General features: G+C 62.4%; 13 protein-coding genes. 11 read left to right on the top strand and 2 right to left on the bottom strand.

What is annotated here, in order from left to right; translation table 11 throughout:
* Nucleotides 1-232: 232 nt before the first annotated feature.
* Entirely contained in the window at nt 233-556 is a 324-nt protein-coding gene (fdxA, locus tag VA602_RS07590; RefSeq protein ID WP_054891051.1) for a ferredoxin FdxA, read from the bottom strand.
* A 136-nt stretch (nt 557-692) separates the two neighbouring features.
* A complete protein-coding gene (gene mutS / locus VA602_RS07585; protein WP_323452897.1) occupies nt 693-3,263 on the bottom strand; it encodes a DNA mismatch repair protein MutS in 2,571 nt (856 codons plus the stop codon).
* A gap of 156 nt (nt 3,264-3,419) precedes the next feature.
* Here mutS and VA602_RS07580 point away from each other — a divergent pair, with 156 nt between their 5' ends.
* From VA602_RS07580 to VA602_RS07530, 11 genes are all read left to right on the top strand, one after another.
* Entirely contained in the window at nt 3,420-3,851 is a 432-nt protein-coding gene (locus tag VA602_RS07580; protein ID WP_323452896.1) for a hypothetical protein, read from the top strand.
* A gap of 64 nt (nt 3,852-3,915) precedes the next feature.
* Nucleotides 3,916-4,650 (top strand): LexA family transcriptional regulator, encoded by a 735-nt coding sequence (locus VA602_RS07575; RefSeq protein WP_054891094.1) that lies wholly within the window; start codon nt 3,916-3,918, stop codon nt 4,648-4,650.
* A 541-nt stretch (nt 4,651-5,191) separates the two neighbouring features.
* On the top strand, nt 5,192-5,515 hold the full coding sequence (locus tag VA602_RS07570; protein ID WP_054891048.1) for a phage holin family protein: 324 nt from the start codon (nt 5,192-5,194) through the stop codon (nt 5,513-5,515).
* 11 nt (nt 5,516-5,526) lie between these two features.
* Nucleotides 5,527-6,024, top strand: coding sequence for a hypothetical protein (locus tag VA602_RS07565; RefSeq protein ID WP_323452895.1), 498 nt, complete (start codon nt 5,527-5,529; stop codon nt 6,022-6,024).
* Nucleotides 6,021-6,581 carry a phage baseplate assembly protein V gene (locus VA602_RS07560; protein ID WP_323452894.1) on the top strand — a complete coding sequence of 187 codons (561 nt, stop codon included), beginning with the start codon at nt 6,021-6,023 and terminating at the stop codon, nt 6,579-6,581. Before VA602_RS07565 ends, VA602_RS07560 begins: the two co-directional genes overlap by 4 nt.
* Before the next feature lie 87 nt (nt 6,582-6,668).
* Nucleotides 6,669-6,995, top strand: coding sequence for a GPW/gp25 family protein (locus VA602_RS07555; protein ID WP_063545905.1), 327 nt, complete (start codon nt 6,669-6,671; stop codon nt 6,993-6,995).
* Nucleotides 6,992-7,873, top strand: coding sequence for a baseplate assembly protein (locus tag VA602_RS07550; RefSeq protein WP_065862268.1), 882 nt, complete (start codon nt 6,992-6,994; stop codon nt 7,871-7,873). The genes VA602_RS07555 and VA602_RS07550 overlap by 4 nt, the downstream gene beginning before the upstream one ends.
* A 1-nt stretch (nt 7,874) precedes the next feature.
* Nucleotides 7,875-8,486, top strand: a complete 612-nt coding sequence (locus tag VA602_RS07545; RefSeq protein WP_153773112.1) for a phage tail protein I — start codon at nt 7,875-7,877, stop codon at nt 8,484-8,486.
* Entirely contained in the window at nt 8,479-11,190 is a 2,712-nt protein-coding gene (locus VA602_RS07540) for a phage tail-collar fiber domain-containing protein (protein ID WP_323452893.1), read from the top strand. The genes VA602_RS07545 and VA602_RS07540 overlap by 8 nt, the downstream gene beginning before the upstream one ends.
* A gap of 11 nt (nt 11,191-11,201) precedes the next feature.
* Nucleotides 11,202-11,639, top strand: coding sequence for a phage tail assembly chaperone (locus VA602_RS07535; protein WP_153773111.1), 438 nt, complete (start codon nt 11,202-11,204; stop codon nt 11,637-11,639).
* A gap of 126 nt (nt 11,640-11,765) precedes the next feature.
* Nucleotides 11,766-12,932, top strand: a complete 1,167-nt coding sequence (locus VA602_RS07530; RefSeq protein ID WP_323452892.1) for a phage tail sheath family protein — start codon at nt 11,766-11,768, stop codon at nt 12,930-12,932.
* Nucleotides 12,933-12,944: the final 12 nt, after the last annotated feature.

Below are 12,944 nucleotides of genomic sequence, written 5' to 3'. Positions count from 1 at the left end.
CCTGCTGCGACAACTCGAAGGGACAAGAGCTGAGATGTCGCTGGCCGTGACCGCTTACAACCTCAAGCGAGCGATCAGCGTCCTGGGTGCCAAGAAAATGATGCAACTGATGGGCTGAAGAGCCTTTTTCAGCACAAAAACAAACGCCCCGAACAAGTCGGGGCGTCTGGTCTAAGGCTTGTCAGTGTGTTTTCACACAGTCTGTTGCGGGCCTTTTTTGTCACTGCAGCGATCAGCGCTCCAGATCAGCGATCTTGCCTGGCTTGCCATCCCATTCTTCAGCGTCCGGCAGGGGATCCTTACGCTCGGTGATGTTCGGCCATATCTCAGCCAGCTCGGCGTTGAGCTCGAGGAAGTTCTCCATCCCGGCAGGCACTTCGTCCTCCGAGAAAATGGCCTGTGCCGGGCACTCAGGCTCGCACAGCGCACAGTCGATGCACTCGTCCGGGTGAATGACCAGGAAATTCGGGCCTTCGTAGAAGCAGTCCACCGGACAGACTTCCACGCAGTCGGTGTACTTGCATTTGATGCAGTTGTCGGTGACGACGAAGGTCATTTCTAATTTTCTCCTCAGGCGACGGCAGCGTGCCCTTCCTTCCAGGGCAGCGCGGTTTACGTTGGCTGCAGGCCAGGCTAATAGCCTGCAGCTCCGGCAAACCGCGGCGGATTCTACCAGCTTGCGCGGCTGGCCGTTATAACAGGTTTTTCAGTTGATATAGCATTTCGATAGCTTGGCGAGGCGTCATGTCGTCCAGTGCCAGCTTGCCCAGCTTCTCGATGACCGGGTGGGGCAGGCTGGCGAACAGGTCGCTCTGGTGCGGCACGTGCGGTTCGCCCTTGGCTTTGGTCACCGGCGCCTCGTGGGGCAGGCTGGCAGTTTCCAGGCGGCCCAGGTGTTCACGGGCGCGCAGGATGACTTGCGATGGCACGCCCGCCAGTTGCGCCACTGCCAGGCCATAGCTCTGGCTGGCAGGGCCTGGCAGCACATGGTGCAGGAACACGATACGCTCGTTGTGCTCGGTGGCGTTCAGGTGCACGTTGGCCACCAGCGGCTCGCTGTCCGGCAGCACGGTCAGCTCGAAGTAGTGGGTGGCGAACAGGGTGTAGGCGCGCAATTGCGCCAGACGTTCGGCGGCGGCCCAGGCCAGCGACAGGCCGTCGAAGGTACTGGTGCCGCGGCCGACCTCGTCCATCAGTACCAGGCTGCGGTCGGTGGCATTGTGCAGGATGTTGGCGGTCTCGCTCATCTCTACCATGAAGGTCGAGCGGCCGCCGGCCAGGTCGTCGCTGGAACCGATGCGGGTGAAGATGCGGTCCACCAGCGACAGCTCGCAGCGCGCTGCCGGCACGAAGCTGCCGATATGCGCCATCAGCACGATCAATGCGGTCTGGCGCATGTAGGTGGATTTACCGCCCATGTTCGGGCCGGTGATGATCAGCATGCGGGTGTTGTTGTCCAGGCCCAGGTCGTTGGCCACGAACGGCGTGGTCAGTACCTGCTCGACCACTGGATGACGCCCCTGCTCGATGCGCAGGCACGGCTCGTCGACAAAGGCCGGGCAGTTCAGGTCCAGGGTCAGTGCGCGCTCGGCGAGGTTGCTCAGCACGTCCAGCTCGGCCAGCGCCGCAGCGCTGTCCTGCAACGGTGCGAGGTGGCTTATCAAGGTCTCGAGCAGTGCATCGTAGAGCATCTTCTCGCGGGCCAGGGCGCGGCTCTTGGCCGACAACGCCTTGTCTTCGAACGCCTTGAGCTCAGGTGTGATGAAACGCTCGGCGCCCTTGAGCGTCTGGCGGCGGATATAGTCGCCCGGCGCTTGTTCGGCTTGTTTGGTGGGCAGCTCGATGAAATAGCCATGCACACGGTTGTAGCCGACCTTGAGATTGGCAAGCCCGGTGCGGGCTTTCTCTCGGGCTTCGAGGTCGATCAGGAACTGACCGGCGTTCTCGCTCATGGCCAGCAGTTCGTCGAGTTCGCTGTCGTAGCCGGTCTTGAGTACGCCGCCGTCGCGGATCACCGCAGGCGGGTTGTCGATGATTGCCCGCTCCAGCAGGCTGGCCAGCTCCGGGTAGGTGCCGGTGATCGCCGCCAGGCGGGCCAGGTGGGGGGCTTCGAGCTCGGCCATGGCGTTCTGCAGTTCGGGCAGGGCGCCAAGGGCATCGCGCAGGCGTGCCAGATCACGTGGGCGGGCGTTGCGCAGGCCGATACGGGCGAGAATCCGCTCGATATCACCGATTTCCTTGAGTTGCGGCTGCAGCTTCTCGAAGCGGTAGCCGTCGAGGAAGCAGCGAATCGAATCCTGGCGTGCCTGCAGGACTTTCAGGTCGCGCAGCGGGCGGTTCAGCCAGCGGCTCAGCAGGCGGCTGGCCATCGCTGTCTGGCAGCGGTCGATGACCGACTGCAGCGTGTTGTCGCGGCCACCTGCCAGGTTGATGTCCAGCTCGAGGTTGCGGCGGCTGGCGCCGTCGAGAATCACCGTGTCATCCATGCGCTCATGGCGCAGGCTGCGCAGGTGCGGCAGGCTGGTGCGCTGGGTTTCCTTGGCGTAGGTCAGCAGGCAGCCGGCGGCGCCGATGGCCAGGGTCAGCTTGTCGCAGCCGAAGCCCTTGAGGTCCTGGGTTGCGAACTGCTGGCACAGACTCTTGCGCGCCGAGTCGCGATCGAAGTCCCACGGCGCCCGGCGTCGTGCTCCTGGGCGCTTCTCTGCAGGCAGGCCCTGGGGCCAGTCGTCGGGAATCAGCAGCTCCACCGGGTTGATACGCTCGAGTTCGGCGAGCAGGTTTTCCCAGCCCTTGATCTCCTGCACGGTGAAGCTGCCGCTGGTGATGTCCAGTACCGCGAGGCCAAACAGGCGTTCGTCACCCAGCAGGGCGGCGATCAGGTTGTCGCGGCGCTCGTCGAGCAGCGCCTCGTCGCTGACCGTACCCGGCGTGATGATACGCACCACCTGGCGCTCAACTGGGCCCTTGCTGGTGGCCGGGTCGCCGATCTGCTCGCAGATCACCACCGATTCGCCGAGCTTGACCAGTTTGGCCAGGTAGCCTTCCAGCGAGTGGAACGGAATCCCGCACATGGGGATCGACTGGCCCGCAGACTGACCGCGCGCAGTCAGGGTGATGTCCAGCAGTTTCGCGGCTTTCTTCGCATCTTCGTAGAAGATTTCGTAGAAGTCGCCCATGCGGTAGAACATCAGCTGGTCTGGATGCTGGTTCTTCAGCTTCCAGTACTGTTGCATCATCGGGGTGTGTGCGGAGAGATCAGACATTCAGGGCCTTGAAACAGGTGGTCTGGTGGCAATTTCGAAACCCGCAATGGTACAGGCTTTTTTTGCCTGCTGCAGGACACAAAGGGCAGGGCACCGCTATGATTTGTCGATTTTCCGGACAGGCCCGAATACAGCGCGAGGAATTCCATGCCAAGGGTGGCGTTTTATCTGATGGTCGCAGGCTTGAGCCTGCCGTTGCCGGTCATGGCGGCTGCACAGTGCCCTTTCCCGCAGGGTATGCAGGCGTCGATAGAGGCTTCGCGGCATGTCGTCCAGGCACGGGCTGACGGGACACCGCGGGAGCAGTTGCTGCAGGGGATACCGGCCAAGCTGGACGAGCCGACCCGCCAGTTGCTGCGCGAGATCGTGAGCGAAGTCTATGACAATGAGCCGGTGCAGGCCGATGTGTATGCGGCCTATCGCTTCGAGCACTGTTTCTTGTCTCAGCAGCATGCCGAGACTGTCGCTGCAATCAAGTTCAGCGACGCATTGCCGTTGCTGCGCAAGTGCGAGCAGATCGAACCCCAGGGCGCGCGTCCGCCTTGCGCGATGCGGGCGGTGCATGCGGTGACGGGGATCCCAGAATGATCGCGTGTTCAGGGCGCGCTGTATGCATTTGCATTTCCCATCGATCTGCAGCAATATGCATTTTATGCAAAAGCGCAACGTAGCCACTGTACTCAGAGAACTGCTCGATCGCCACGGCCTGTCCCCGACGGAGCTGCACCGGCGCACGGGCGTACCGCAATCCACCCTGTCTCGGATTCTCAGCGAGAAAATTGTCGATCCGTCAGACAAGCATGTCTCCAGGATCGCCGATTACTTCGGCGTGAGCACCGATCAGTTGCGTGGCCGCATAGAGCTGGGTGAGTCCCGCGAGGCGCAGCCCATGCATGGTCATGTGGACCTGAGCGACATCAGCCTGTGGGACGACGAAACCCCCGTCGAGGATGACGAGGTGTCCGTTCCATTTCTTCGAGAGGTCGAATTGGCAGCAGGATCAGGAAGATTCGTCATCGAGGAAAGCGAGCGCGCGCGCCTGCGTTTCGGCAAGCGCAGCCTGCGCCACAATGGTGTGCAGTTCGACCAGGCCAAGTGCGTCACGGTGCGCGGCAACAGCATGCTGCCGGTGCTGCGCGATGGCGCGACGGTCGGCGTCAACACCGGTAAATGTGCCATTGGCGACATCATCGATGGCGATCTCTACGCCATCAACCACAATGGCCAACTGCGGGTGAAGCAGGTTTATCGCCTGCCCACCGGCATACGCCTGCGCAGCTTCAACCGCGATGAGCACCCCGACGAAGACTACAGTTTCCAGCAGATGCAGGAGGAGCAGATCAGCCTGCTCGGGCATGTCTTCTGGTGGGGCATGTACGCACGCTGACCCGCAAATCCGCTGGATAAAAACCCGCTTCGGCGGGTTTTTTCATGCATACGAAATACCCCCACCTCCCGCCTTGCATCCCCCGCCGCCACAAGTCATGCCCGTCCTACAAAATTTTTAGGCTCTCTGAAAAGCCCTACAGGCCATACCCGACAAGGCCTTCATGCATTTAAGCAACTCCTCATGCATAAATATTTTCAAAAATGCATTGACTGCATATGCATCAGTGCATAGCCTGTATCTCAAGCCGGACAGCAACCGGTTGTTACACAGGCAGCGATGAACAGGCCTTGACTGTTCAGAGGGTTGGCAACTGGCCCGGGTGTGCAGCGTAAAGCACCACGATCAGTTATCCGGCGGGCAGGTGGCCGCGGTCGGAGTCACAAATTTGAAGCGGAACCGGTCGGTGTCACCAGATGTGACCGACGGTTCGACAACGCATTACTGAAGGGCCTGCACGGACGGGCCTTTTGGAATGCCGCGTTACACGGCAAGGGATCCACCGGCACTCGCCGGTGGCCATGACACAGGAGACAGGACAGTGACGAACGAGCAACAGGCGTTACTGGAGATGCCGCTCTGGCTGGTGATCGTCCTGGCATTGCTGGGAGGGCTTTCCGGCGAGATGTGGCGGGCCGACAAGGCCGGTGCCCGAGGCTGGTCGCTGCTGCGGCGGCTGGCGCTGCGCTCGGGGGCTTGCATGGTCTGCGGGGTGTCGACGGTGATGCTGCTGTATGCCAGCGGCATGTCGATCTGGAGCGCCAGCGCCTTCGGGTGCCTGACCGCGATGGCGGGGGCCGATGTAGCCATCGGCCTCTACGAACGCTGGGCAGCCAGGCGCCTTGGTTTGAAGGACGAACGATAGGAGTGCGGCACATGAGCGAACTGGCCACCTTGCATGCGGCATTGACCGCAACGATTCGAGAGGCGATTCCGGAACTGGCATCGGTCGATGCCTATACGGAAGCAGGAAATGCCCCGGCATTGCCTGCGTTGCGCCATGGCATCGTGCGCATGACTGCCGATGCTGCGCCCAGGGATGGACGCTCGGTGCTGGTCACCACCTTCGAGGCGGACATCACCCCCGATGCCGCCAACCCCGAGGCACGCCTGCAGGGCAGTGTGCTGGCCGCGCAACTGATGGACCTGTTGCGCCAGCAGCTATGGGGGCTCGACTTCGTCGAGCCGAGCCGCAACGTACGGGCGTTCTTCGCCGGTGCTGGCTGGCGCGTGCGCTGGGATCAGCCGGTGCTGCTGGGCGAATTGCAATGGCACTGGCCCGACCAACCGCCGGGCAGCCTCCGGCTGGGCTTCAGTCCAGACACGGGGCCCGGCAATGAAAGCAAGTACATCGCCCCGGAGGACCTGGCATGAGCTACGTCAGCGCCACGCATGACCGCATGCTCGCCACCCTGGTGATTCCCTGCCGCGTGGTGGCGGTGGACTTGGCCGCTGCCCGGGTCCGTGTGTCCGATGGTGGTGGCTGGAGCAGCGCCTGGGTGCGCTGGCATGCCCAGGCGGCCGGCAAGGCTCGGCACTGGCGGGCGCCGAGCCTGGGTGAGCAGGGCGTGTTGCTCAGCCCTAGTGGCGAACCGGCGCAAGGTACTTTCTTTGCCGGGCTGTATGGCAATGCCGGCCTCCCGCCAGACAACCGCGAGCATGCCGAGGTCTGGCGCTTCGATGACGGCGGTTCGCTGACCTACGACTGGCAGGCCCGGCGCTATGACATCGAACTGCCCAGCGGCAACGCACGCATCAAGGTCGGTGCCAGCACCCTGGTGGTCAATGATGGCGCGATCACCCTCGAGGCCTCGAGCATCACCCTGACCGGCAAGGTCACGGTCAACGGCCCGCTGACTGTCAGCGGCGACATCAACGGCGGCGGGCGGATCATCGATACCGCCGGCAACACGCCCAACCACAAACACTGAACCCAGCCCGCCATCGCGGGCTTTTTCATGCCAGGAGAACGCAATGGATACCCATCAACGCGCCCGGGCCTTTCCGGGAGGCGCGCCATGATCGGCCTGGACCGTCGCACCGGCTTGCCACTGGCCGGCATCGCTCACCTGCGCCAGTCCATCGAGGACATTCTCACCACCCCTCTGGGCAGTCGCCGCATGCGCCCGGACTACGGCAGCCAACTGCGCCGCTATGTCGACCTGCCGGTCAACGAAGGCTGGAAGAGCGCGGTCCAGGCCGAGGTCGCCCGCGCCCTTGGGCGCTGGGAGCCACGCCTGCAACTGGAGCGAGTGAAGGTCGTGGCCGTGCTCGACGGCCAGGTCAGCCTGGCCCTGAGCGGTCGTTACCTGGGCGACGACGCCCTGGTGGAGGTGAGCGTATGAGCCAGGTAGACCTGTCAAAACTGCCCGCCCCGCAACTGCTCGAAGACCTTGATTTCGAGGCGCTGTACGAGGCCGACCTTGAAACCTTTCGTGCACATATGGGCGATGGCTGGACGGCACAGCTGGAAAGCGATCCGGTCACCAAGCTGCTCGAAGTCGGCGCCTACCGAAAACTGCTCAACCGGGCACGCATCAATGATGCTGCGAAGGCTTTGCTGCTCGCCTATGCCCAGGGCCGCGACCTTGACCAACTGGCGGCCAACGTTTCGTTGCAGCGCCTGGTGATCCAGGCCGCCGACCCCACCACCGTTCCGCCCACCGAGGCGATTCTCGAGTCCGACGACGCCCTGCGCGAACGTGTGCAACTGGTCTATGAAGGCCTGACCACCGCCGGCCCGCGCAACAGTTACATCCTCCACGCCCGCAACGCCTCGGGACGGGTCGCCGACGCGACCGCCGAAAGCCCGTCACCAGCGGTGGTCGATGTCACGGTACTGAGCATCGATGACGACGGTGTCGCGCCCCAGGCGCTGCTCGACGAAGTCAACGCCTACCTCAACGACGAGGACATCCGCCCGGTTGCCGACCGGGTCAACGTGCGCAGCGCCCAGGTGCTGCCATACCGGATCGACGCCGTGCTGCACATGGCCGACAACGGCCCCGAGTACGAGGCCATCCTCAGCGAGTGTCGGCGTCGTCTGCAGGCCTGGATCAACCCGCGGCGCCGCCTGGGTGTCGAGGTCGCCCGCTCTGGCATCGACGCCCAGTTGCACATCGACGGCGTCAGCCGGGTCGAGTTGATCGACTGGACCGACATCCGCCCGAGCAAGGCCCAGGCTGCCTGGTGCACAGGCTTCGACCTCAAGCGCGGAGGCTGACATGCGAAGCCTTCTGCCGCTCAACCGCACCCCGCTGGAGCGGGCCATCGAAACGGCTGGCGACGAAGACCTCAAGGTCACCCTGCGCCAGCTCTACAACCCCGACACCTGCCCCGCGCACCTGCTCTACCAGCTGGCCTGGGCCTGGTCGGTGGATCGCTGGGACGACAGCTGGAGCGACACCGTCAAGCGTTCGGTGATCCGCTCGGCATTCTTCGTCCATGCCCACAAGGGCACCCTCGGCGCCCTCAGGCGGGTGGTCGAGCCGTTCGGTTACCTCATCGAGGTGCAGGAGTGGTGGCAGGCCCAGCCTGCCGGGGTGCCGGGGACCTTTGCGCTGAAGGTGGGCGTAGAGGACAGCGGCATCGACGAACAGACCTACCAGGAGCTGACTCGGCTGATCGAGGACGCAAAGCCGATCAGTCGACACCTGATCGGACTGGATATCAGCCTGGAGACCTTCATCCCCGCCTATCAGGCCGTCGCCTTGAACGAGGGCGAACTGCTGGAGGTTTATCCCTGGGAGGCCGCGGATATCGAAGTGCGTCTGGGCGCTTTCAACCTGGTGAACGACCACACCCTGGACTTATTGGACATCTACCTAAATGGCTAACTCGACCACTCAATTCGGTGGGTTCCTGACCAACATCGGTATCGCCCAGCAGGCCAACACGGCTGCGCTGGGTCTGCCCTGGAACATCACCCACATGCTCATCGGCGATGCTGGCGGTGAGCCCTCGCAAACACCCGATCCGACACCCAAGCCGACCCAGACCGCTCTGGTACGCCAAGTCTATCGGGCGCAACTCAATGCGCTCTATCCATCACCTGCCGATCCGGGTGTGCTAGTGGCAGAGCTGGTGTTGCCACCCGAGATTGGCGGCTGGTGGATTCGCGAGCTGGCGCTGGAGGATGCCAGTGGCAACCTGATCGCCATCGCCAAACCTGCACCGAGCTACAAGCCCCTGCTGGCGCAGGGGTCGGGACGAACCCAGACCATTCGCATGCACGTGGTGTTCGGTAACGTCGCCAACGTTAATCTGAAGATCGATCCGAGCATCGTACTGGCCACCCGGGACTATGTGGACAAAGCGCGCGAAGCCGCCGAGCTGTATACACGCAATCAACTCAAGGCCCATGTGGAAGCCGCTGACCCGCATCCCCAGTACCTGCGTCGGGCCGACGCTGCGAAGGATTCAGGCCCGTTGGCCTGGCTGGGCGACGCCAAGGGCACCGCTGATGCCCTGGTGCTCGAACTGAAGAGCAGCGAGACAGTGCTGACAGCTTATGCCGCAGGTCAGCGCTTCCAGTTCAAGGCCACAGCGACCAACACGGGAGCGGTTACGGTGCGCGTCAACGGACTCGCCGCGGTGCCCGTCAAGAAGGCCGGCACAGGTGGGCTGGTCGACCTGGTAGGGGGCGATATTCGCGCTGGCGCCTTGTACGACCTGAACCATGACGGTACCTACTTCCAGCTCGGCGGTGGCGTCGGCGCGGGCAAGGCGTTCGAGCGATACTCCTTCGAGGCCTCGGTCGGGCAGACGGTATTCGAGGTCGCACACACCGTTGGAAGTACCATCGTCCTGCGCAATGGACGCGAGGTCACTGATTACTTGTCCGACGGGCAGCGCATCACCTTCATGGCGCCGTGCACGCTCGGGGAGTCGGTGGAAATTCTCGCATTCAGCGCGTTCCAGTCTGCCAACACCTACACCAAGGCCGAGATCCAGGCACTGTTGAAGACAGCTTCGGCATTGCCGGTCGGCACCATGCTGCCATTTCCACGCGGTACGGTGCCTGCAGGCTTCCTCGAAGTCGATGGCAGTACCCAGAGCGCCGCGGTCTATCCGGATCTTGCTGCTTATTTGGGCGGTGCGTTCAACAAAGGGAACGAGCAGAGCGGATTCTTCCGGTTGCCGGATTCTCGGGGTGAGTTCTTGCGGGGTTGGGACCATGGGCGGGGGGTAGATGTCGGGCGCGCCGTAGGGAGCCTGCAGACTGACGATTTCAAGAAGCACAACCACAACTATCTGGACGGCGGAAACTCCATCTATGTGGAAGCCCCAGGAACCGATGGTATCGAGACCAGGCACACCGTTGACGGTAAGTCGGTAGTGAATCCGGTCAAGCTTTATGCTCATGGGGACATGTGGGGCGATGTTCTACTTCCTTCGACTGTGAGCACGGGGGGAAATGAAACACGTCCTCGAAACATCGCTGTCATTTGGTGCATCAAGGCCTGGAATGCGCCGGTCAACCAAGGGCAGATTGACGTATCGGCGCTTGTTGAAGAGTTGGCCAAGTTGCGATCCGCGATGCCGGTCGGTGCCATCGTGCCATTCCCAATAGCCACGCCACCTGCGGGTTATCTGGAGTTGGACGGAAGTTTACAAAGCAGCGCTGGCTATCCGGACCTTGCCGCCTATCTGGGCGCAGCCTACAACAAGGTTGGTGATCCGGCCGGTTACTTCCGCCTTCCGGACTACCGCGGCGAATTTCTGCGGGGTTGGGACCATGGCCGCGGTGTGGATGGTGGACGTGGTTTGGGTAGTTCCCAGGAGGAGTCGTTCAAGTCTCACGAACACAAAGACATTGGCTTTATCGATAACGTCGGCGCCGGGCCTGGTGCAAGCGGCGTTTCGGGAGCCACCGCCCCTGTAACGACGCTGTTCGGTAAGGCGTATGGCAGCAGCGCTTCGTCTACTGCGAAAGCTTACAAGGAAACATCCAAAGGTTCGATGAATGGATCAATCGCCGGTTTGATTTCCGGCAGCACCGGCGGAGATGAAACCCGTCCTCGTAACCTTGCGGTGATGTGGTGCATCAAGGCATGGAATGCGCCGATCAATCAAGGGCAGATCGACGTCGCCGCGTTGGCTGCGCTAGCGAGAGAAGGAAGTGAAACCACCTCCGGCACCTTGCGTATCGCATCGCAGGCCGAGGTCAATGCTGGCGTTGTAGACAACGCCGCAGTGTCCCCCCGGAAAATACGCTGGGGCTTTTCCATGCAGTTCGGCGCCAACGGCTACTTGATGCTGCCCACATGGCTCGGAGGTTTGATCCTCCAGTACGGTTCAAGCGTTAACACCACCGAAAACGCGGATGTCAGCTTTCCGTTGGCTTTTCCAAATCGCTGTTTTTGGGTAGGCGCCTATGACAATACCCAGCCTGGTGGTACCACGCGTACCTTCTGGCAGTTCCGAGGACTCAGTAACACGGGAATGAACGTGCTGAACATTGGCTCCTACACCAAGGGTTCGGTGGGCTGGGGCAACCCCACACTTTCCGCCTGCCCCTATTTTGCTATTGGTTACTGAGGCAACACTGCATGAAGCGCTATTACAGCAAAACCACAGGCACTACCTATTTGGAAGGTATCCACGCTGACATCCCAATGGATGCCGTAACGATTTCCGAAGACATGTTTCGGGCGATAATTTGCAATCCTCCGCCAGACAAGCTCCGTGCCCATGACCAGCACGGCCTACCCGTTCTCGTCGACCCTCCCGCGCCCACGCTTGAGCAGTCTTCGAATGCCGAGCGTCTATGGCGAAACCTGCAACTGCAAACGAGCCAATGGCTTGTGGCCAGGCACGTCGAGCAGCAGGAGTTGAACCTCGCCCCAACACTGACGCCTTCTCAGTTCGCTGAGCTTCTGCGCTATCGGCAGGCGTTGAGAGAGTGGCCTGAGTCTGAAGGCTTCCCCGATGACTCCCTGCGTCCGCTGACACCTTCGTTCGTCGAGTCCGAATCCGCAGCAAGCTGATTCGCAAAAATCATCGGGATTCGTAGCTTCCCCTTGCACGGGGAATGTCCACCTCGAACCAGATACCCCAAGGCCCCGCATCCGCGGGGCCTTTTCATTTCATCCGCAAACCTGGAGTAACCCTACATGAGTGGATTCTTCCACGGCGTCACCGTAACCAACGTAGACACCGGCGCCCGTAACATCGCACTGCCGTCGTCGTCGATCATCGGCCTGGTCGACACCTTCACCGAAGGTGCCGGTGTCACGGCCAAGGCCAACGACCTCGTCCTCATCACCAGCGAGCGTGAAGCCGTGGCCGCCTTCGGCGCCGATGCGGCGATCACCAAGGCCTGCCGCGCCATCTACAGTCGCGCCAAGGCGGTCATCGTCGCTTGCGGCGTGGCCAAGCTCGAGGAGGCGGCCGAGCAGACCGCAGCGATCATCGGCAACGTGCTCGCCGACGGCAAGCGCACTGGCCTGCAGGCGCTGCTCGACGGCAAGAGCCGTTTCAACGCTCAGCCGCGCCTGCTGGTCGCGCCCAAGCACAGCGCCACCCAGGCGGTAGGCACCGCGCTGGTGGCACTGGCCGACAAGCTGCGCGGCATCGCCATCATCGACGGCCCTGGCACCACCGATGAAGCCGCGCTCGCCTACGCCAAGAACTTCGGTGCCAAGCGCGCCTTCCTGGTCGATCCGGGCGTGCGCTACTTCGACACCGTCGCCGAGGCCACCGTTGATGCACCAGGTTCGGCCTGGGTCGCCGGCCTGTTCGCCTGGACCGACCGCGAGTACGGTTTCTGGGCCTCGCCATCGAACAAGGAGTTCGTCGGCATCACCGGCACCAGCCGCCCGGTGGAGTTCCTCGATGGCGACGACAGCTGCCGCGCCAACCTGCTGAACAACGCCAACATCGCCACCATCATCCGCGATGACGGCTTCCGACTGTGGGGCAACCGCACCCTGTCCAGCGATCCGAAGTGGGCCTTCGTCACCCGCGTGCGGACCATGGACATCGTCATGGACGCGATCCTCTACGGCCACAAGTGGGCCGTCGACCGCTCCATCACCGCCACCTACGTCAAGGATGTCACCGAGGGCTTGCAGGCCTTCATGCGCGACCTGAAGAACCAGGGCGCGATCATCAACTTCGAGGTCTTCGCCGATCCGGAGTTGAACACCGCCAGCCAACTGGAGCAGGGCAAGGTGTACTGGAACATCCGCTTCACCGACGTACCGCCTGCCGAAAACCCCAATTTCCGCGTCGAAGTCACCAACCAGTGGCTGACCGAAGTCCTCGATTCCGCCGCTTAAGGAGCGCATCTA

The sequence above is a fragment of the Pseudomonas machongensis genome, from assembly GCF_034961125.1.
In the GTDB taxonomy this organism is placed as follows: domain Bacteria; phylum Pseudomonadota; class Gammaproteobacteria; order Pseudomonadales; family Pseudomonadaceae; genus Aquipseudomonas; species Aquipseudomonas machongensis.
This window is presented reverse-complemented; position numbering and strand designations above follow the sequence as displayed.

Excerpts from the sequence above, each read along its gene's own strand:
- VA602_RS07560 (WP_323452894.1), top strand. The coding sequence starts at position 6,021 with ATGAGCTACGTCAGCGCCACGCATGACCGCATGCTCGCCACCCTGGTG.
- VA602_RS07555 (WP_063545905.1), top strand. The coding sequence starts at position 6,669 with ATGATCGGCCTGGACCGTCGCACCGGCTTGCCACTGGCCGGCATCGCT.
- VA602_RS07565 (WP_323452895.1), top strand. The coding sequence starts at position 5,527 with ATGAGCGAACTGGCCACCTTGCATGCGGCATTGACCGCAACGATTCGA.
- VA602_RS07540 (WP_323452893.1), top strand. The coding sequence starts at position 8,479 with ATGGCTAACTCGACCACTCAATTCGGTGGGTTCCTGACCAACATCGGT.
- VA602_RS07535 (WP_153773111.1), top strand. The coding sequence starts at position 11,202 with ATGAAGCGCTATTACAGCAAAACCACAGGCACTACCTATTTGGAAGGT.
- VA602_RS07545 (WP_153773112.1), top strand. The coding sequence starts at position 7,875 with ATGCGAAGCCTTCTGCCGCTCAACCGCACCCCGCTGGAGCGGGCCATC.
- mutS (WP_323452897.1), bottom strand. The coding sequence starts at position 3,263 with ATGTCTGATCTCTCCGCACACACCCCGATGATGCAACAGTACTGGAAG.
- VA602_RS07530 (WP_323452892.1), top strand. The coding sequence starts at position 11,766 with ATGAGTGGATTCTTCCACGGCGTCACCGTAACCAACGTAGACACCGGC.
- VA602_RS07575 (WP_054891094.1), top strand. The coding sequence starts at position 3,916 with ATGCAAAAGCGCAACGTAGCCACTGTACTCAGAGAACTGCTCGATCGC.
- VA602_RS07550 (WP_065862268.1), top strand. The coding sequence starts at position 6,992 with ATGAGCCAGGTAGACCTGTCAAAACTGCCCGCCCCGCAACTGCTCGAA.
- fdxA (WP_054891051.1), bottom strand. The coding sequence starts at position 556 with ATGACCTTCGTCGTCACCGACAACTGCATCAAATGCAAGTACACCGAC.